Genomic DNA, 19,484 nt, shown 5'->3' on the forward strand with positions numbered 1-19,484 from the left:
GCCGTGAGGCTCCGCGTGAAGATTCCCGACCAGGCGAACATCGCGCTGGTGGCGATCACCTCGAACAACGCCAGGTTGATCGTCTCGGTGACGAAGAGCCACGCGCCGATGAAGATCACCACGAAGACGATGCTGGTCGTCAACAGCAGGCGCTTGGGCATGCGGTGCAGGAAGATCGGCGACGTCAGCAGGAGAGCGGCGAAGCCGAGCACCATGGAGCCGGCGACGTTGTCGTGCAGGGTCTTGTTCACGTTGAGCGGGATGCATCCGACCAGCGAGAGATTCACGCCCACGACCGACAGGCAGATCTGCGCCACCAGGGGCGCACCGCGGCGGACGTAGACACGACGGATCCGCCGCAGATCGCGCCCCACGCTGCGGGCGTACAGGGTCACCGTGATCCCGGCGATGATCAGCGTGCCGTTGAAGAAGCTCCCCGAGGTGTCGCGGTACGTGCCCAGCTCACTGAAGTGCAGCTGCCACCACAGCGGCTCGGTCGTCGTGAGGACCGACAGCAGGATGCCGCCGACGAGGATCACGAGGGATGCTGCGCCGAAGTGCATCGTCGTCAGCCGCGCCGCGGCGGCGCGGGCCGACGGCACGGAGAATCGGAGGGGCAGGGGTGCAGCGACGCTCGACGCGGGCATTTTCCATCCAGGACTAACGGGGCGTTCTCCCCCCGCGGGACCCCCAGCCCCTTCTACCCCTACGGAAAGCGAACGCCGGGTTCCATCCAGAATTCGCTCCCCAGCGCGACGGCAAGCCGTCGTGCACATGGTACCGCCCGGATGAGTCGGGCAGATGACGGGTCGACATCGAATCCGTGCTCGGCAGCGTGCGCGGCGGGTCATGGCCCCCGCGAGAGCGCGGAGCTAGGCGGTGAGCTCGATGCCCCACTCGAGGGCCCACGTCTCGCCCGGTGCGAGACGGCGCAGGTCGGTGCCCGAGTTGAACGCGTTCGCCGGCGCCGTCATCGGCTCGATGGCGACGGCCAGGGCTCGGTCGGGGTAGCGGTCGGTCGTGAACACCTGGGCCCACTCGAAGCCGACCCCCTGCCACAGCGTCGACACCCGTCCGTCGGGCGCGGTGAGGGTGTGCCGGATGCGTCCGTCGGCGTCGCGCGCGAGCCCACGGTAGGCGGTGTCGAGCGAGAGGTCGCCGATGCGCCGTCCGTCACGCAGATCGGTGCCGGCGTCGACGGGCTGCTCGTCGACCGGGATCTTCCGATCGTCGAGGACGAGTCGGGTCGTGCCGCTGGAGCGGATGACGAGGTCTGCCGTGTCGACACCGCCGATCTCCAGGAACGGATGCGTTCCGAGCGCGACGGGCGCAGACCCCGTTCCCACGTTCGTCAGCTCGTGGGACACGTGCACACCGGTCGCGGTGAGGGTGTAGGTCACGGTGGTCGCGAGGTGGAACGGATATCCGGTCTGGGGGTAGACGTCGGCGCGGAGCGTCACTCGATCGGTCGCGTCGGAATCGGCCGCGTAGGGCGCGAACCGCAACAGGCCGTGGCTGGCGTTGCCGAACGCGGGCTCGCTCACCGCGAGGCGTCGTTCCTCGCCGTCGTCGTGCCAGACTCCGTCGCGGATGCGATTCGGCCACGGCACGAGCACGACACCCGACGCCGACGGCGTCGGAAGCTCGTCGGCGTAGCGGGAGACGAGGTCGGTGCCCCCGACGGTGAGGGCGCGCAGTGATGCGCCGACCTGCGCGATCTCCGCGATGACGTCGTCGCGGCGGAGGACGAATCGGCGTCCGGTCGGATCGGCGGTCATGGGGTGCTCCTCGGTTCGGGCGGAGTGCGAAGCATCCGCTCACCACAGCGTAGGAGGTGGCGGGCGCCGCCCGGGGGAGCCGCGTCGTCAGACCGTCGGGCGCCTCACAGGCAGCTGGGGTAGCGTTGGCAGGTCGGCGGAGGACACCGCGCCTCGGGCGCGGGCATCTTGTGTGAGTCCTCGGGGCCGATTCTCGGGGCCCGATCCGCGGCCCCGGACCATCTACTGGAATGGCCCCCCGGCCGACGACCGCCCGGGTTTCCCGCTGCGCGCGGGCGCTGTTCTCGTGTGAGAACCGAGAAGGACAACCTCCCATGCCCAAGAGCAAGAAGCCGGCCGGCGGCCGGCCCGCCAAGAACTTCGAACCGCGCTACGGCGACAAGCCCGCGTACCAGGATCGCAAGCGCCACGGCGACGGGGCCTCCGCCTCGAAGCCCGGAAGCAAGAGCCCGAGCCACCGCGGATACCGCGCGGCCGAGTCGACCGAGGCGGCACCCAAGCGTCGCTGGACGGCGCAGGAGCGCGCCGGCCGCGACGAGTCGCGCGGCATCCGCACCCAGGCCGGCGGCGCGGGTCGCAGCGACGACCGCCCGCGTCGCTCGTTCGACGACCGCCCGGCCCGTTCCTACGACGATCGCCCCGCGCGGTCGTCGGAGCGTCCCGCCCGTTCCTACGACGACCGCCCGGCCCGGTCGTCCGACCGCCCGTCCCGCTCGTTCGAGGGGCGTCCGGCTCGTTCGTTCGATGACCGTCCCCGTCGCGACGACCGCCCCGTGCGCACCGACCGCGTCGACCGCACGGAGCGTCGCACCACGGGCGACGCGCGTCCGTCGTACCGCGACGACCGTCCCCGTCGTTCGTTCGACGACCGTCCGGCGCGCTCGTCCGATCGTCCGGCTCGGTCGTTCGGCGACCGCCCGGCGCGCGATGACCGTCCGGCGCGTTCGTTCGATGACCGTCCCCGTCGCGACGCCCGTCCGGCACGTTCGTTCGACGAGCGTCCGGCACGTTCGACCGATCGTCCGGCTCGGTCGTTCGGCGACCGCCCGGCGCGCGATGACCGTCCCGCCCGTTCGTTCGACGACCGTCCCCGCCGCGACGACCGTCGCTCCGAGGGTCCGGGTCGCTCCGACTGGTCCTCGGCTCCGAAGCGCAGCGCGCAGCAGGAGCAGCACGTCGACGTCGTGCACGAGCGGCTCCAGGCCGACGCCGTCGACGCGGCGAGCGTCACCGAACTGGGCTTCGCCGAGCTCGGCCTGGGCGAGAACATCGTCCGGGTGCTCGCCGACCTCGGCGCGTCGAGCCCCTTCCCGATCCAGGCCGCGACCGTGGCTCCGATCCTCCAGGGCCGCGACGTCCTGGCACGCGGGCGCACCGGTTCGGGCAAGACGATCGCCTTCGGCGCCCCGCTCGTCGAGAGCGTGCTGCGTGCCGGCGCAGGAACGAAGCGGGCCTTCGCCCGTGCGCCTCGTGCGCTGATCCTCGCGCCGACCCGTGAGCTCGCGCTGCAGATCGACAGCACGGTGCAGCCGATCGCGCGCAGCGTCGGACTCTTCACCACGCAGATCTACGGCGGCGTTCCCCAGGGTCGCCAGGTCGGTGCGCTCCGCAAGGGCGTCGACATCGTCATCGGCACCCCCGGGCGCATCGAAGACCTCGTCGAGCAGGGCAAGCTCGACCTCTCCGAGGTCAAGATCGTCGTTCTCGACGAGGCCGACCACATGTGCGAGCTCGGGTTCCTCGAGCCCGTGCAGCGGATTCTTCGCCACACCGCGGCCGGCAGCCAGAAGCTGCTCTTCTCGGCCACCCTCGACCGCGAGGTCGCCGCGCTCGTCGACGAGTTCCTCGTCGAACCGGCCGTCTACGAGGTCGCCGGCGAAGACCAGGAGTCGGGCACGATCGAGCACCGCGTGCTCGTGATCGATCACCGCGACAAGGCCGAGATCCTCGTCTCGCTGGTCGACCGCGCCGGGAAGACGCTCGTCTTCGCCCGCACCCGTGCGTACGCCGAGATGCTCGCCGAGCAGTTCGACGATGCCGGGATCTCGGCCGTCGCGCTCCACGGCGATCTGAACCAGGCCAAGCGCACGAGAAACCTCGAGAAGATGACGTCGGGCCGCGTGGCGGTGCTCGTCGCGACCGACGTCGCGGCACGCGGCATCCATGTCGACGACATCGACCTGGTCGTCCAGGCCGACGCGCCCGACGAGTACAAGACCTACCTGCACCGCTCGGGCCGCACCGGTCGCGCGGGTCGGTCGGGTCGCGTCGTGACGCTCATCCCGCGTCAGCGCCGTCGCCGCATGGTCGAGATGCTCGAGCGCGCCGAGATCGACGCGCCGTTCGAAGACGCCCGCCCCGGCGACGACCTCCTCGAAGAGATCGCCGGCCGCCAGATCGCGAACGTCACCGGCTGACCCCTGCCCCGGTTTGGGGCGCGATCTTCGGGTTGGGGTGTGCAATTCTGCGCCCCAACCCGATTTTTGCGCCCCGAGCCGGCCGCGAGAGGCTCAGAACAGGGTCGCCGGTGCGACGGCGGACCGCACGGTCGGCGTCGCCAGCGGCGTGCGGGCGGCGAGACCCGGCTGCGGTCGACCGCGCGGATGGTCGTCCTCGTCGTGTCCGTCGAGGCGGTGCATCCGCAGCAGTGGCCGCACCCGCTTCGACAACCACGTGCGATAGGCCTTCGGCGCCGACGTCGAGACCCCCGGGTACAGCCCGCGGTACGACGAGACGAGCTCGGGGTGCTCGCGCTCGAGCCACTCGAAGAACCACGGTTTGACGCCCGGACGCAGGTGCAGAGCACCGTAGACGACCCGCACTGCTCCTGCCTCGCCGATGCGCCGCAGTGCGTCGTCGAGCGCCGCGATCGAGTCGGTCAGGTGCGGGATCACCGGCATGAGGAACACCGTCACCCGAAATCCCAGCTCGGTCGCGGCCCGCACGGTGTCGAGTCGCGCCTGCGCGCTCGGGGTGCCCGGTTCGATCGAGTGCTGCAGCGCGTCGTCGAACACGCCGATCGACATCGCCAGCGAGACGCGCACGGATGCTGCGGCATCCGCCAGCAGCGGAAGGTCGCGCCGCAGGAGCGATCCCTTCGTGAGGATCGAGAACGGTGTTCCCGTCTCGGTGAGCGCCGACGCGATCTGCGGCATCAGCCGATAACGGCCCTCGGCGCGCTGATAGGGGTCGGTGTTGGTGCCGAGCATCACGGGCTCCCGGGCCCACGAGCCGCGGCGCAGCTCTTTCTTGAGCACCTCGGCGACGTTGATCTTCACGATGATCTGATTGTCGAAGTCGTTGCCCGCGTCGAGATCGAGGTACTCGTGGGTTCCGCGGGCGAAGCAGTTGTGGCTGATGACACCGTTGGCGATGAAGTCGCCCGTTCCCGTCGTGATGTCGATCATCTCGATCTCAGTTCCGAGGTCGTCCACGCCGGTCACGCGGAGATCGGCGAACGTCTTCACCGCCGTTCCGACGATGTCGAGCTTGCGGGTGATCGAGGGAGTGGTCAGCGAGAAGAAACGCTGGCGCACGGGGAGCCCTCCGAGCAGGCGAACCGTCGATTCTCCGTTCGCCCGCGGAGGCTCCTGCACGTAGGGAAGGTCGAGTGAGGTCAGGGCCTCGCGCACCATCCGCAGGATGTCGGGGTCTCCGTTGGAGATGCGCACGATGCCGCGGGAGCACGACCCTTCTGCGTCGAACATGCCGCTCAGGTATCCCGCGTGCCAGTCACGCGAACGTACGGCGGGCTCGGCGGTGAGCTCTTCCACCCGCCGCACGTCGGCGCCTTTCGCCGTGTGAATGGCGGTCATCTCTCGTCGAGCCGAGGACGCCTGGCTGAACGGGCGGGTGTTCGTCGCGATCCCCTCGTCGGCGAGCAACGTGCGGGTGCGGTCGAGTGCTTCGGTGTCGGCGAGAGCGAGGCGGAAGCGATGCACCGTCCGCACGCGGCGTCCGTCGTCGTAGGTGCGGTGGAAGATCATCCCGTCGCCGCGGATCATCCCCGCCAGGTATCCACGGCGGAAGTCTTCTCCGAGAGGCGGATCGATCATCGGGGGGCCGCCGATGCCGAATCCCTGCAGCCGGTTCTGCGGTGTCAGGTAGGGGCGCCGGGCGGCTCCTGCCATCGTGCCGGTGACGTACTTCCAGCCTCGCTCGCTGAGGAATCGGTGGTCGCCGCTCGCGACGATCTCGGTACCGTCCGCGAGGGTCACCCGATGAGCGCGCTTACGCGTGCGCCAGGTCGCTCTCACCGTGGTGCGCACGTACCTCCGGTAGGCGCCCGACTTCTCGGTTCCGATGATCTCGTCGCCGGGTCGCAGCCCGGACAGAGGGCGTTGCCGACCGTCGGCCATCATGATCAACGTGTCGGGGGAAAGGCAATACGTGCACGCGTGGCTGCACCCCCGATACGGGTTCACGGTCCAGTCGAACGGCATCGCCGAAGCGCCCGGAACGCGGTTGAGCGCCGTCTTCGCGAGCACCTCGTGGAAGGTCATGCCGGCGAACTCCGGGGTGGTGACCGATCGCACCAGTCCGTCCATGCGCTCCAGGCCGGGCAGGGCCGCAGCATCCGTCACGCCCAACTGCTGTCCCTGCCATCTCATGTCTCCATGGGAACAGAAATGCGAATGTTAAGCAACCTTGCGGCGGTGCAGTCTCGAAGGGCGCGCCGCTCCTTCGTTTCGTCCCGACCGATCGGCGACAATGGGCAGGTGACGGAACCCGGCCCGTTCTCCCCCCGCACGCGCCGAGAGGCGCGGGTGGCGGCCGAGCGCGCGTCGAGCGCGCCGCGCACCCTGGCCCGACATGCGCGGGGCCGCCGGGCTGCCCGACTGAGGACGATCTTCGCCGTCGCGGCCTCTGCCGCACTGCTCTTCGGTGGGGCGGGAGCCGTCACCGCCGCCGTTGCGGGAGGGGTGATCACCGAGGGTGCGGCCGTCTCCGCGCCCGATCCCGTCGAGACGTCGAGTGAACCGTCGCCGAGCATCGACGCGATGATCCAGGCGATGCCCGTCGAAGGGCTCCCGTCGCCGACGATGGACGCGACCACCGCCGGACGCGCGCTCTGCGATGACCCGGCGTTCACCCAGGTGCTGGCCTCCGGAGGCGACGGCGCGGTGATCGCCGCCGCGGGCGGCGCCGAGGCCTTCCGCTCGGCGGTCGCTGCGGGCGCGGCGCCGTGCATCGCCCTCGGCGACCCGAACCGCACCTGGGTCGTGGTGAACAAGCAGCGACCGTTCTCGCCGATCGACTTCGGTCCGTCGCCCCTCGCGCTCCCGGAGGGAGTGAAGAGCCTCTCCGGCGGAGAGTTGCGGGCGGATGCGGCGACCGCCCTGTCGGCGATGATCGGCGCCGCTCGTGAAGCGGGTGTGGGAGATCTCGCGATGGAGAGCGGGTACCGCTCCTACTCCACGCAGCAGTCCACCTACCGCGGCCACGTCAGGGACCGCGGTGTCGCCGGCGCCGACCTCGTGAGCGCGCGCCCCGGTTTCAGCGAGCACCAGTCGGGCCTCGGTGCCGACGTCGTCGCGTGCGATACGTCGGGATGCGGCTCGCTCGACGACCTCGCCGCCACCCCGCAGGGCGCGTGGGTCGCGGCGCACGCCTGGGAGCACGGCTGGATCGTCCGCTACACCGACGGGCGCACCGACGTCACGGGCTACCTCCCCGAGCCGTGGCATCTGCGTTACGTCGGCCCCGAGCTCGCCCGGGCGTACCACGACGGCGGCTGGACGACGCTCGAGGAGTTCTTCGGCCTCCCCGCCGCCCCCGGCTACGCGAGCTGACCCCCGCCCGGCGCTCCTCGCAGCATCCTTCGCCCCGGCCCCGGCCCCGGCCCCGGCCCCGGGCCCGAGAGCGTGCGGGTTCGCCGCTCAGGCGGTGCAGTCGCGACCTTCGGGTTGACATACGCGCCGGTTGGTGGAAACGTTTACGCCGCGGGTGTAAACGTTTCCATCCACGCATCTCAAGGGAGAGAATGTGCCTCGAGCCACCATCACGCAGGTCGCCGCCCTCGCCGGCGTCTCGATCGCCTCGGCGTCCAGGGCGCTGAACGGCCAGATCGCGAGTGCCGAGACCGTAGCGAAGGTGCGGCGAGCCGCGGAGGAGCTGGGCTACGTCGCCGACGCCGCCGCGCGCTCGCTCAAGCTCGGTCGCACCCAGCAGCTGGCGTACGCGGTGGCCGATATCGGCAACCCCGTCTACGTCGAGATGATGAGCGCGGTCGAGCGGGTCGTCTCCGACTCCGGGTACCGCCTCGTGATCTCCTCGACCGGCACCGCGTCGTCGTCTCTCGACGTCGTTCGCGACCTCGGTCGCGGGTACGTCGACGGCATGATCCTCTCGCCCCTGCGGGTCACCCCCGAGCTTCTCCAGGCGCTCGCCGACGTCCCGGTTCCGGTGGTCATGCTCGGTGTCGCCTCGGAGGGGTCGGGCCTGGACACCGTGCAGGCCGACTCCGTGACGGGCATGCGCCTCGCTGTCGACCACCTCATCGCGGAGGGCCGCCGGAGCATCGCCTTCATCAACGGTCCGGTCGACACCACCCCCGGTCGCCTGCGCCTTCGGGGTTTCGAGGAGGCGATGCGCGATCACCCGGGCATCGGCAGCCGCACCGTGATCGCCGACGACTTCACCATCGCCGCCGGTCATCGCGCGGCCCTCGAGGCGCTGGGCGACTCCGAGAGATTCCAGCCCGACGCCGTCGTCGCGGCCAACGACCTGATCGGCATCGGCGTGCTGCACGCCGCCGATGACCTCGGCCTGTCGGTGCCCGACGATCTCGCCGTCACCGGCATGGACAACACCGAGCTCTCCCGCGTCGCCCGCCTCGGGCTGACCAGCGTCGACCTCGGCGCCCATGAGCGTGGCCGGGTGGCCGCCGACCTGCTCCTCGCCCGCATCGCCGAACCCGGGCGCGCCGCCCACACGGTCACCGTCGCGCCCTCGCTGGTCGTGCGCGGGTCGAGTCGTCGCGGGCAGGCATCGCTGCGGATCGTCGAAGAGGAGGACGCGGTATGAGCGCGTCCACGCGGGAACGTCCGGCACCGACGAAGGTGCGCCGGATCGGCCCGCGAGCGCGGGCGGAGCGGCGCGAGGCGATCGCCCTCGTCGTGCCGGCGCTTCTTCCGATCCTCATCTTCTCGGTCGTCCCGCTGGTCAGCGGTGTGGCGCTCGGCTTCACCAACGCCACGCTGCGCCGTGACGCCGAGATCGACTTCATCGGGCTCGGCAACTTCTTCGAGCTCGCCGGCGATCAGCGCTTCTGGGGTTCCTTCGGCATCGGACTGGTCTGGGCGGGGTCGGTCGCGCTCCTCACCCTCGTCTCGGCGATGGGGCTCGCGCTGCTTCTCAACAGCAACCTCCGGTTCAAGACCCTCACCCGCGTGCTCGCGCTCATCCCGTGGGCCATGCCGCCGGTGGTCATCGCGATCGTGTGGCGCATGATCTACAACCCCAACTCCGGCCCCCTCAACGCGACGCTCGGGTGGTTCGGTCTGCCGGGGGTGAACTGGCTGGGCGACTTCTCCACCGCGCTTCCCGCGGTCATCGTCGTCGGCGTGTGGTCGGGAATCCCGCAGACCACCGTTCTGCTCTTGGCGGGCATGCAGTCGATCGCTCCCGAGCTGCACGAGGCCGCGGCGGTCGACGGCGCCGGCGCGCTGCGGCGCTTCTGGCACGTGACGCTGCCGGCGCTGCGCCCGATCATCATCGCGGTGACGATCCTCGACTTCATCTGGCAGTTCAACTCCTTCGGGCTCATCTACGTACTCACCGAGGGCGGCCCGGGCGGACGCACGATGATCCCGCCGCTGTTCACCTACCTCGAGGCGTTCCGCAACCGTGAGATCGGCTACGCCTCGGCGATGGGCGACGTGCTGGTCATCGCGATCATGCTCTTCCTGTCGATCTACCTCGTGCATCAGTTCCGCCAGGCGAAGGGCGGTCGCTCATGACGAAGCGTCCCTGGTACACCACCGGCATCATGTACGTCGCCCTCGCCGGGTACCTCTTCTTCCTGGGGTTCCCGCTCCTGTGGCTGCTCTCCGCCTCGTTCAAGACCTCGTCCGAGCTGAACTCGCTCGCGGTCAACCTGCTGCCCGCGGTGTGGGAGTTCGGCAACTACGTGACCGCCCTCGAGCGGCAGAGCCTCATCTCGGCTGCGGGCAACTCGCTGCTGGTGTCGGTGAGCACGATGGTGATCACCGTGCTGCTGTCGATGCCGATGGCTTACGCGCTCGCGCGGCTGAAGGGCAAGCTGCGAGCCGCGGGCACGGTGTGGATCCTCACGAGCCAGGTCTTCCCGTCGATCCTCATCATCATTCCGCTGTTCCTCGTGCTGCGCACGATCCAGCTCAACGACACCCTCCTCGGCCTGATCCTGGTCTACGTCACCTTTACGATGCCGTTCACCCTGTGGATGCTGCAGGGGTACGTCGCCGCGATCCCTCGAGAGCTCGAGGAGGCCGCCGAGATGGACGGCGCCGGCCGGCTGACCATCCTGCGACGGGTCGTGCTGCCGCTGCTGGCCCCCGGTCTGGTGGCCACGGCGATGTTCACCTTCGTGTCGGCGTGGAACGAGTTCTTCCTCGCCCTCGTGCTCATCCAGAGTCCTGAGCTGTACACCCTGCCGATCGCTCTGCGCTCGTTCCTCGGCGCCGAGGGGCAGACGCAGCTGGGTCCGCTCGCGGCCGGGGCGATCCTCGCCACGATCCCGTCGCTGATCATCTTCAGCATCCTTCAGAAGAAACTCACCGGCGGAATGCTCGCCGGTGCCGTCAAGGGCTAGTCCCCCCACTGGGAGAAAGAAAGGTCATCATGTTGAGAACTACCCGAGGCATCGGCGCCTTGGCCCTCGCGGGCATCGCCGCCCTCGCCCTCAGCGCGTGCCAGCAGGGCAGCGCGAGCGGCGGATCCACCAGCGAAGACGGTGTCGTCACGCTGCAGTTCCAGTCGCTCTCCGACCAGCCGGCCACGCAGGCCGCCATCACCGAGATCGTCGACACGTGGAACGCCGACAACCCCGATATCCAGGTGCAGATCGTGCAGGCCGGCTGGGACGGCACGTACGACAAGCTCATCACGCAGTTCACCGGCGGCACGGCGCCCGACATCATCCACTACGAGGCGTCGTCGATCACCTCCTTCGCGCTCGATGGGTACCTCGCCGACCTGACCGATCTGATCGATCCCGAGCTGCGCGACGACATCTCCGACGGCATCTGGGATTCGGTGACGGTCAACGACCAGATCATCGCCTACCCCTCCACGCTGCAGTCCTACATGGTCTTCGCGAACACGGCGCTGCTCGAGCAGGCCGGCGTCGAGATCCCCACGGGCGACTCGATGACGTGGGACCAGCTGCAGGAGATCGCCCGGGCGACCACGACCGACGGCCAGTACGGCCTCGGGTGGGGGCTCGCCTCACCCACCGCGACGATGATGAGCCTCTCGCTGGGCTTCGACGGCGGCTACTTCGACGGCCAGGGCGAGGGCGCGTCGATCGACGTCGGCAGTGACGAACTGGCCGTGCCCGAGCGCATCCACGCGATGGCCTACGACGACCTCTCGCTCGACCCGACGTCGCTCACGCAGTCGGGGTCGGAAGTGCTCGCCTCCTTCTACGGACAGAAAGTGGCCCTCACGGTGCAGGGCTCGTTCCAGGCGACGAACATCGCCAGCGACGCACCCGAGGGCTTCGAGTGGACGGTGCTGCCGCCGCTGGAGGGAAGTGCCGGTGCCATCCAGGCGGCGAACCCGCAGACCTACTCCGTGAACGTGGACTCGGAGCACGTCGAGGAGTCGGCGCAGTTCCTGAACTACTTCATGGGCGCCGACAACCTCGCTGAGATCGCGTACGCCGACGCGCTCATCCCCTCTTCGCAGGGCGCTCGCGACCGCGTCACCGAGCTCGCCGGCGACGCCGTGGGCTGGGAGCAGATCCTCGCCTCGGGTGACGGTCTGGTCGGTCCGCCGTTCCTCAAGGTCGACGGCTACACGGAGTGGAAGGACACCATCGCCACCCCCGCGTTCCAGCAGTACCTCGCCGACCAGATCTCGGCGGATCAGCTGGGCACGCAGCTCAGCGACGGCTGGTCGGAGATCACGGGTTAGACGCGCACGACACGGGGGACGGGCGCAGGGCTCGTCCCCCGAGCAAGCCAGCAGGAGACGAACGGATGAGGGATTCAATGGATGCGTTGCAGGATCGGGTCGCGGGCGTGCTCGCGGGCGCGGCGGTGGGAGACGCCCTCGGCGGTGCGACCGAGGGGTGGACCCCGGAGCAGATCGAGGAGAGGTACGAGGGTCGGGTCACCGGGATCGTCGGTCCGTTCCTGGCCGATTGGCGTACCGCGCGTCCCATCGCGCCGTACCACAAGGGCGACGGGCACGTCACCGACGACACCCTCATGACGCACGCCCTCGTGCAGGTCTACGACGCACGGCGCAGGCACCTCGGCGCCTACGACGTCGCCAGCGACCTGGTGCCCCTGATGATCGGCGAGCGCCGCTGGGTTCCCGAGCTCGAAGACGACGTGCTGATCCTGCAGCGGGTCTTCCTCGCCGAGAAGTGGATCGTCGCCAAGCTCCACTACGGTCACGTCGACCCGCGCGAGGCCGGGGTCGGCAACATCATCAACTGCGGCGCCACCATGTACATGCCGCCCGTCGCGCTCGTGAACATCGGCGACCCCCGCGCGGCGTACGCCGAGGCGATCGACATCACCGGTGCCCACCAGGCCTCCTACGGCCGCGAGGCGGCGGGCGTCTTCGCCGCGGCGGTCGCCGCCGCCGCCGCGCCCGGTGCCACCGTGGCCTCGGTGCGCGAGGCCGCACTGTCGGTCGCGCACGACGGCACGGCCGCCGCCCTTCGCGCGGTGCTCGACGCCGTGGACCGCTATCTCGCCGCGGGCGGGTCGGATGACCCCCGCGAGCTCGGCCGGGTGGTGCGCGCGGCCGTGTCGCCCTTCGACACGGTGGGCGACGCGTACCGCGCGCCGGCGATGGACGCGCGCCTGCCCTCGCGGACGAAGTCGATCGAGGAGCTGCCGGTGGCGCTCGCCTTCGTCGTCGCGCACGGCGGCGACCTCGCCGCATCCGTGCTCGATGCGGTGAACTACGGACGCGACTCCGACTCGATCGCCGTCATGGCCGGCGCGATCTGCGGCGGTCTCGGCGGCCGCGCCGCGGTGCCCGACGAGTGGGTGTCGGGGGTCGCCGAGGCGAGCCGTCTCGACCTCGACGGGGTGATCGAGACGATGACCTCCGTCGTGCGCGAGGTCGCCGCCGCCGACGCCGAGCGCGCGAAGACCCGCGGTGGCGCGCTCGAGGCGATGCTGTCGGGGCAGTGGGACGGCGGAGCCTCCGCATGAGGTTGACGTGGGCCCAGCCCGAGGATCTCGTCGCGGCCGAACTGGTCGCCCTTCGCGAGCAGGGGGTCGCCGCCGATGACCTCGCCGACGTCGCGCGACGGTGGCACGACGCCGGGGGCTCCACCGTGCTGGCCCCGAGCGGGGCGAGCGCGCTGCCCGCGGCACCGCCGGTGCGCGAACTCGCGAGGCGGTTGCTCGATGAGCTCGACACCTACCGCGTCGACAGCGCCGAAGAACCCGACGACTGGGACGCAATCGCGGCGTCGATCAGGGCGCGACGACCGGATGCTGCGCGGCGGGCCTCGTTCGACCGGGTGCACGGCGCGTGGCTGGGGCGCGCGGCGGGCTGCCTCCTGGGGAAGCCGGTCGAGAAGATCCCTCGTGCAGGAGTGGAAGAGATCGCGCGCAGCACCGGCAACTGGCCCATCGCGGGCTACTTCACCGCCGTGGGGCTGCCCGAGGACGTCGCCGAACGGTGGCCCTGGAACCGGCGCTCCGCTCCGACCTCGCTCGTCGAGAACATCGACGGGATGCCTGAGGACGACGATCTGAACTTCCCGTTGCTCGCGCTCGACCTTCTCGAGCAGCACGGACGCGCGCTGACGACCGACGACGTCGCACAGGCCTGGCTGGCGTCGCTTCCGGCCGGTCGGGTGTTCACCGCGGAACGCGCGGCGTATCGCAACCTCCTCGACGCGCGCCCCGTGCCCGAGACCGCGACGCACCGCAATCCCTTCCGCGAGTGGATCGGCGCACTCATCCGCGCCGACGTGCACGGGTGGGCGAACCCCGGCGACCCGCTCGCGGCCGCCTCCTCGGCCTGGACCGACGCGCGACTGAGCCACACCCGTAACGGGCTGTATGGCGCGATGTGGGCCGCGGCCCTGTGCGCCGAATCGCTCGTCGCGGACTCCGCCGCCGAGACCCTCGACGCCGCTGACACGGTCGTGCCGCCCGGGTCGCGCCTCGCCTCCGCGGTGCGCCTGGGTCGCGAGCTCGGTGCCGACCTCGGCGCCGGCCGGCGCACGACGAACGAGGCGCTCGACGTGCTGCACGGGGAGTTCCGCGGCATGCACTGGGTGCACACCCTCAACAACGCCGCCCTCATCGCCTGCGCGATCGAGGGCGCCGACGGCCGCTTCGGAGCCGGTGTGGCGCTCGCGGTGGCCGGTGGGTGGGACACCGACTCCGCCGGTGCCACCGTCGGGTCGGTGCTGGGCGGTCTCGTCGGATCGGAGGGGATCGACCCGCAGTGGACCGCGCCGCTGCGCGACAGCATCGCGACCTCTCTCCCGGGCGGGGCGGAGCGCTCCATTCGCGCGCTCGCCGAGCGCACGGCCGCACTCCCGGAGAGGATGAGGGCATGAACGTCGTCGTCGTCGGAAGCGTGAACCGCGATGTGGTGGCGCGGGTGGCCCGCATCCCCGCCCCCGGTGAGACGGTGCTGGCCTCGGGCCTTGCCCGCACCGGCGGAGGGAAGGGCGCGAACCAGGCGGTGGCGGCGGCGCGCGCGGGAGCTGCAGAGGTCGCCTTCGTCGGCGCCGTCGGCGACGACCCCGACGGCACCGCGCTGCGCGACGGGCTGAGCACCGACGGCATCGACGTCGCGGGGCTCGAAGTGGTCGCCGATGCGACGGGGACGGCGCTCATCTCCGTCGCCGACGACGGAGAGAACGCCATCGTCGTCGTCGCGGGGGCGAACGCCGCACGGACGCGACTGAGCGAGAGCCAACGAGCGATCGTGGGCGGCGCCCAGGTGCTGGTCACCCAGCTGGAGGTTCCGGTGCCACTCGTCCGTGCGGCTGCTGCGGCGCGGGGCGACCGTGCGTGGCACGTGCTCAACGCCGCACCGTCCTCGCCGCTGGTCGCCGACGGGAACGCCCTCCTCGCGGAGGTCGACGTGCTCGTCGTCAACGAGCACGAGCTGCGCGATATCGCCGGCGCTGCGGAGTTCGACCACGCGGTCGACTCCCTCGCCGCGCGCCTGCCGGCGCTCGTGGTCACCCTCGGTTCGCGAGGGTGCCTCATCGTCGTCTCGGGCGCGCGCCGCACGGTCTCGGCGCACCCGGTCACGGCGGTGGACACGACCGGTGCGGGGGATACGTTCTGCGGAGTGTTCGCCGCATCCCTCGCCCGCTCCGGTGCGCTCCCGGGTGACGGCGCCCTCCTCGAGGTCTTCGCGGAGGCGGCGCGGGTCGCCAGTGCCGCGGCGGCTCTCGCTGTCGGACGCCCGGGCGCGCAGGACGCGGTGCCCACGGCCGCCGAGGTCATCGCACGTTCGGAGGAGAGCCGATGAGCGGTGGATTCGACCCGCTGCATCCGCGGGAGATCGACCTGCCCACCGCCGTGCCGCTCGACGGCGACCTCTCCGAGGGCGAAGCGGCCGAACGACTCGACGATGCCAAGATCTTCGCCGCTCCCGACGACCCGGCCGACATCCCGCGCTGGCGGGCGCAACTGGCGGCCTGGCGCGAGGGGGCGCGTCGGCGGTACCCCGCGCCGACGCGCTACGACGACCCGGCCTCGGCCTGGGCGAGCCGGTGCTTCACCGTCGCGCAGGTGTGGCTGTGGGACGAGCTGTTCTTCGATTTCGATACGCAGCGCTTCACGCCGGAGCGGTTCCTCGACGACGCCCGCGAGCGCTTCGGGGGGCTCGACGGGGTGGTGCTCTGGCACGCCTACCCGGTCATCGGCATCGACGACCGCAACCAATGGGACTACTACCGTGTGCCGGGGCTCGAGGAGGCCGCCGCGGCTCTGCGGGACGCGGGGGTCGCGGTCTTCGTCGACTACAACCCGTGGGACACCGGCACGCGCCGGGGCGGTGACGACGCGGCCGAGCTCGCCGAGGTGGTCGTTCGTCTCGGCGCCGACGGGGTGTTCCTCGACACGCTGAAGAAGGCCGAACCCGAGCTGGTAGCCGCCCTCGACGCGGCGCGCCCCGGCATCGGCCTCGAGGGGGAGTCGAAGCTCGCCACGGCGCGCATCGCCGACCACACCCTCTCGTGGGCGCAGTGGTTCGCCGATTCCGAGACCCCGGGAGTCCTTCGGGCGAGGTGGTTCGAACGGCGACACATGCAGCACCACATCCGGCGCTGGCATCGCGATCACGCCGGGGAGCTGCGCTCGGCCTGGCTGAACGGAGTCGGTGTCATGGTGTGGGAAGTCGTCTTCGGCGCGTGGGTCGGGTGGAACCGCCGCGACGCGGCGACGCTGGGGCGGATGCTGCCGGTGCAGCGACTGCTCCACCGCTGGTTCGTGGAGGGGGAGTGGACGCCGCTGTCGGTGCTCGAGGGCCCCGTGACCGCCTCCGACTTCGCTCTCGACGGGGTGACTCTGACGGTGCTGGCGAACTCCGGCGACGCCGACGCCGTCTACGTGCCGTCGATCGACGTCGGGCAGGCTTCCCCGAGCGCGCGGGAGGTGCCGGCTCCCGTTCGGTGGATCGCCCTTCACGAGCCCGATGCCGCCCTGACGACCGACCCGCCGGCCGTCACCGTACCGGCGCAGGGGATCGCGGCCGTGCTCCGTATCGAGGGCGACGCCCCGACGCCGAGCGAGCTGCGCGACCTGGTGATCGCGTTGGCCGGTCGCCCCCACGTGGCAGACTCCGCGTTCCCCCACCGCAGGGCGCGTCGACTCTTGCCCGCCCCGCGCGAGGCCGGGTCGGCCGATGCCGACGAGATCGCCCGAGCCTCGGCGGGGGCACTCGTCGTCGCACCGGGCGAGCACGTGCTGACCGTGCGGTACCGCGCCCGGGAGACCGGCATGCACGAGGGCGCCCCCTACGTCGACGAGTGGAAGCCGCTCCCGCCGCGCCTGCACGATCAGCGCACGCTCGAGCGCGTCGCCGTGCTCCCCGCCCCCGTCCGCGTGGCGGTCGCCGAGGTCACCGAGGCGGCGTTCGGCCGCTATCTCGACGCGATCGGGGAGGCCGGAGCATCTGACCACCCCCGTTCGGAGCGCCCGGTCACGGGGGTGACCCTCGCCCGCGCCCGCGACTACGCGGCCTGGGTGGGCGGACGCCTTCCCAACGAAGACGAGTGGCAGCTCGCGGCGGAGCAGCCGGGCTTCGAGCGGCGCCGGCCCCTGGTGTGGAACTGGACGGAGTCGGAGCACAGCGACGGCCGCACCCGCTTCGTCATGCTCAAGGGCGGGAGCGACCATCGCTCGGAGGGGTCGGACTGGTACTTCGACGGCGGCGCCCAGCATCCGACATTCGCGGCGAAGTACCTCTTGCCCGGGCTGGGGATCGATGCATCCCCCTCGATCGGCTTCCGCGTCTGCTGGGACGGCGAGCGATGACGCCCCTCGACGGACTCCGGGTCATCGACGTCTCTACGCTGTTCGCCGGGCCCATGGCGGCCATGCACCTCGGCGACATGGGCGCCGAGGTGATCAAGGTGGAGCACCCCACCCGCCCCGACCCCTCGCGCGGTCACGGGCCCAGCAAGGACGGGCACAACCTCTGGTGGAAGACGCTCGGGCGGAACAAGCGCACGGTCACGATCGACCTGCACACCGAGGGCGGCCGGGAGGCGTTCCTCCGTCTCGCGGCCACCGCCGACGTCGTGATCGAGAACTTCCGCCCCGGAACGCTGGAGCGCTGGGGCCTCGGTTACGCGGAACTCTCGGAGGACAACCCGGGTCTCGTTCTGGCCCGGGTGACGGGGTTCGGCCAGATCGGTCCGTACCGCTCGCGGCCCGGGTTCGGCACCCTCGCCGAGGCGATGAGCGGATTCGCCGCCGCCACGGGCGAGCCGGACGGGCCGCCCACCCTTCCTCCGTTCGGCCTCGCCGACGGGGTTGCGTCCCTGGCCACCGCGTACGCGGTGATGGTCGCGCTGCACGCCCGCGATGCCTCGGGGCGCGGGCAGGAGGTGGACGTGGCGATCATCGAGCCCATCCTCGCCATGCTGGGTCCGCAGATCACCCGGTGGGACCAGCTAGGCACCGTGCAACCGCGGACGGGCAATCGTTCCGGCAACAACGCACCGCGCAACGCCTACCGCACCGCTGACGGCTCGTGGGTGGCCGTGTCGACCAGTGCGCAGTCGATCGCCGAGCGCGTCATGACGCTGGTCGGAAGACCCGAACTCATCGATGAGCCCTGGTTCGCCTCGGGCGCCGAACGCGCCGCGCACGCCGATGTGCTCGACGAGGCGGTGGGCGGGTGGATCGCCCGACACGACCGCGCGGAGGTGATCGCCGCCTTCGACGCGGCCGAGGCGGCCGTCGCGGCCATCTACGACGCGAGCGACATCGTCGGTGACCCCCAGTTCGAAGCCATCGGTACGATCCGCCGCATCCATGATCCTGACCTCGGCGAGATGGCGATGCAGGGGCCGTTGTTCCGTATGTCGCAGAGCGAGTCGCGTGTGGACTTCACCGGCCGCGGCCACGGAGCGGACACCGAACGCGTGCTCGAGGAACTCGGGTACACCGCCGCGCAGATCGCTGCGTTGCGCGACGAAGGGACGATCTCATGACCATCGTGGCGCTCTACGTTCCGAGCGATCGTCCCGAGCGGGTCGTGAAAGCGCTCCGCTCCGGGGCGGACGGCGTCATCGTCGACCTCGAAGACGCCGTCGCGCCGGCGCGCAAGGCCGTCGCGCGAGAGATGCTGGCCTCCCTCGCCGGCGAGATCGACGCCGCTGCGCGTGAGGGATCGGTCGTGGCGGTGCAGGTGCGGATCAATGCTCGCGGCTCCGCGTGGCACGATGACGATCTCGCGGCGCTTCGGCCCCTCCCGGCCTCGATCGGCGTGCGCTTGTCGAAGACGCAGTCCGCAGACGACGTCGTGCACGTGCGGCAAGCGCTCCCGGGCCGTGATGTGCACGCCCTCCTGGAGACGGCGCTCGCCGTGGAGCGGGCGTTCGAGATCGCCACGTCGGGAGCGGCGTCCATCTCCACGGGCGAGGCAGATCTGCGCGCCGAGCTCGCCGTCCCCGAGGGCGAGGAGGGTGAGGCGGGGCTGCGCTGGTCGCGCAGCCGCGTCGTCAACGCCGCGGCTGCGGCGGGTCTGCCCGCCCCTCTCCTCAGCGTGTACGCCGACGTCCGCGACCTCGATGGGTTGGAGCGCAGCTGCCGGGAGGGGGCACGTCTCGGGTTCGGCGGACGCACGGCTATCCATCCGCGCCAGCTCGCGGTGATCCGCTCGGTGTTCACTCCCACCGAGGCCGCTGTGCGACGGGCGGAGGAGATCATCGCGAGGGTCGGCTCCGCTGCGGGCGACGGCTCGGGAACGGTCGTCCTCGAGGACGGCACGTTCCTCGACGTCGCGATGGTGCGCGCGGCACACCGCACCCTCGCCGCTGCGCGCCGCTGA

14 protein-coding genes and 1 pseudogene are annotated in these 19,484 nt (G+C 71.0%); 12 read left to right on the forward strand and 3 right to left on the reverse strand.

Features of this window, described 5'->3' with window-relative positions; all coding sequences use genetic code 11:
- Window positions 1–29: 29 nt before the first annotated feature.
- A pseudogene (locus DEA06_RS16940) lies at window positions 30–851 on the reverse strand (DUF998 domain-containing protein); the annotation flags it as partial.
- A 21-nt stretch (window positions 852–872) separates the two neighbouring features.
- Window positions 873–1,778, reverse strand: coding sequence for an aldose 1-epimerase family protein (locus DEA06_RS06430; RefSeq protein ID WP_116647131.1), 906 nt, complete (start codon window positions 1,776–1,778; stop codon window positions 873–875).
- Window positions 1,779–2,092: 314 nt separating this feature from the next.
- Here DEA06_RS06430 and DEA06_RS06435 point away from each other — a divergent pair, with 314 nt between their 5' ends.
- Window positions 2,093–4,195, forward strand: a complete 2,103-nt coding sequence (locus DEA06_RS06435; RefSeq protein ID WP_116647132.1) for a DEAD/DEAH box helicase — start codon at window positions 2,093–2,095, stop codon at window positions 4,193–4,195.
- A 93-nt stretch (window positions 4,196–4,288) separates the two neighbouring features.
- Here DEA06_RS06435 and DEA06_RS06440 read toward each other — a convergent pair whose 3' ends face one another.
- Window positions 4,289–6,388 (reverse strand): intein-containing Rv2578c family radical SAM protein, encoded by a 2,100-nt coding sequence (locus DEA06_RS06440; protein ID WP_205781225.1) that lies wholly within the window; start codon window positions 6,386–6,388, stop codon window positions 4,289–4,291.
- Between the two features lie 108 nt (window positions 6,389–6,496).
- Between DEA06_RS06440 and DEA06_RS06445 the strand changes: the two genes are divergently transcribed.
- The 11 genes from DEA06_RS06445 to DEA06_RS06495 all read left to right on the forward strand — a co-directional run bounded on the left by DEA06_RS06445 (window position 6,497) and on the right by DEA06_RS06495 (window position 19,484).
- Window positions 6,497–7,570, forward strand: coding sequence for a M15 family metallopeptidase (locus tag DEA06_RS06445; RefSeq protein WP_240606845.1), 1,074 nt, complete (start codon window positions 6,497–6,499; stop codon window positions 7,568–7,570).
- A gap of 193 nt (window positions 7,571–7,763) precedes the next feature.
- Entirely contained in the window at window positions 7,764–8,804 is a 1,041-nt protein-coding gene (locus tag DEA06_RS06450) for a LacI family DNA-binding transcriptional regulator (RefSeq protein ID WP_116647134.1), read from the forward strand.
- Window positions 8,801–9,739: a sugar ABC transporter permease gene (locus tag DEA06_RS06455; protein WP_116647135.1), complete on the forward strand. Its 939-nt coding sequence runs from the start codon at window positions 8,801–8,803 to the stop codon at window positions 9,737–9,739. Before DEA06_RS06450 ends, DEA06_RS06455 begins: the two co-directional genes overlap by 4 nt.
- On the forward strand, window positions 9,736–10,572 hold the full coding sequence (locus DEA06_RS06460; RefSeq protein WP_205781226.1) for a carbohydrate ABC transporter permease: 837 nt from the start codon (window positions 9,736–9,738) through the stop codon (window positions 10,570–10,572). Before DEA06_RS06455 ends, DEA06_RS06460 begins: the two co-directional genes overlap by 4 nt.
- A gap of 29 nt (window positions 10,573–10,601) precedes the next feature.
- Window positions 10,602–11,897, forward strand: coding sequence for a sugar ABC transporter substrate-binding protein (locus tag DEA06_RS06465; RefSeq protein ID WP_165817946.1), 1,296 nt, complete (start codon window positions 10,602–10,604; stop codon window positions 11,895–11,897).
- Window positions 11,898–11,974: 77 nt separating this feature from the next.
- On the forward strand, window positions 11,975–13,156 hold the full coding sequence (locus DEA06_RS06470) for an ADP-ribosylglycohydrolase family protein (protein WP_116647136.1): 1,182 nt from the start codon (window positions 11,975–11,977) through the stop codon (window positions 13,154–13,156).
- Window positions 13,153–14,523 (forward strand): ADP-ribosylglycohydrolase family protein, encoded by a 1,371-nt coding sequence (locus DEA06_RS06475; RefSeq protein ID WP_116647137.1) that lies wholly within the window; start codon window positions 13,153–13,155, stop codon window positions 14,521–14,523. Before DEA06_RS06470 ends, DEA06_RS06475 begins: the two co-directional genes overlap by 4 nt.
- Window positions 14,520–15,452: a PfkB family carbohydrate kinase gene (locus DEA06_RS06480; protein ID WP_116647138.1), complete on the forward strand. Its 933-nt coding sequence runs from the start codon at window positions 14,520–14,522 to the stop codon at window positions 15,450–15,452. The genes DEA06_RS06475 and DEA06_RS06480 overlap by 4 nt, the downstream gene beginning before the upstream one ends.
- Complete coding sequence (locus tag DEA06_RS06485; protein ID WP_116647139.1) at window positions 15,449–17,461, forward strand: SUMF1/EgtB/PvdO family nonheme iron enzyme; 2,013 nt, start codon at window positions 15,449–15,451, stop codon at window positions 17,459–17,461. Before DEA06_RS06480 ends, DEA06_RS06485 begins: the two co-directional genes overlap by 4 nt.
- Entirely contained in the window at window positions 17,458–18,645 is a 1,188-nt protein-coding gene (locus DEA06_RS06490; RefSeq protein WP_116647140.1) for a CoA transferase, read from the forward strand. The genes DEA06_RS06485 and DEA06_RS06490 overlap by 4 nt, the downstream gene beginning before the upstream one ends.
- Window positions 18,642–19,484 (forward strand): CoA ester lyase, encoded by an 843-nt coding sequence (locus DEA06_RS06495; protein ID WP_116647141.1) that lies wholly within the window; start codon window positions 18,642–18,644, stop codon window positions 19,482–19,484. Before DEA06_RS06490 ends, DEA06_RS06495 begins: the two co-directional genes overlap by 4 nt.

Origin of the sequence: Microbacterium sp. Gd 4-13 (genome assembly GCF_003095395.1) — a bacterium.
Lineage (GTDB): Bacteria > Actinomycetota > Actinomycetes > Actinomycetales > Microbacteriaceae > Microbacterium.

Bases quoted from the DNA above. Each gene is read 5' to 3' on its own strand.
- DEA06_RS06430 (WP_116647131.1), bottom strand. From the start codon at position 1,778: ATGACCGCCGATCCGACCGGACGCCGATTCGTCCTCCGCCGCGACGAC.
- DEA06_RS06435 (WP_116647132.1), top strand. From the start codon at position 2,093: ATGCCCAAGAGCAAGAAGCCGGCCGGCGGCCGGCCCGCCAAGAACTTC.
- DEA06_RS06440 (WP_205781225.1), bottom strand. From the start codon at position 6,388: ATGAGATGGCAGGGACAGCAGTTGGGCGTGACGGATGCTGCGGCCCTG.
- DEA06_RS06455 (WP_116647135.1), top strand. From the start codon at position 8,801: ATGAGCGCGTCCACGCGGGAACGTCCGGCACCGACGAAGGTGCGCCGG.
- DEA06_RS06460 (WP_205781226.1), top strand. From the start codon at position 9,736: ATGACGAAGCGTCCCTGGTACACCACCGGCATCATGTACGTCGCCCTC.
- DEA06_RS06465 (WP_165817946.1), top strand. From the start codon at position 10,602: ATGTTGAGAACTACCCGAGGCATCGGCGCCTTGGCCCTCGCGGGCATC.
- DEA06_RS06470 (WP_116647136.1), top strand. From the start codon at position 11,975: ATGGATGCGTTGCAGGATCGGGTCGCGGGCGTGCTCGCGGGCGCGGCG.
- DEA06_RS06475 (WP_116647137.1), top strand. From the start codon at position 13,153: ATGAGGTTGACGTGGGCCCAGCCCGAGGATCTCGTCGCGGCCGAACTG.
- DEA06_RS06480 (WP_116647138.1), top strand. From the start codon at position 14,520: ATGAACGTCGTCGTCGTCGGAAGCGTGAACCGCGATGTGGTGGCGCGG.
- DEA06_RS06485 (WP_116647139.1), top strand. From the start codon at position 15,449: ATGAGCGGTGGATTCGACCCGCTGCATCCGCGGGAGATCGACCTGCCC.
- DEA06_RS06490 (WP_116647140.1), top strand. From the start codon at position 17,458: ATGACGCCCCTCGACGGACTCCGGGTCATCGACGTCTCTACGCTGTTC.
- DEA06_RS06495 (WP_116647141.1), top strand. From the start codon at position 18,642: ATGACCATCGTGGCGCTCTACGTTCCGAGCGATCGTCCCGAGCGGGTC.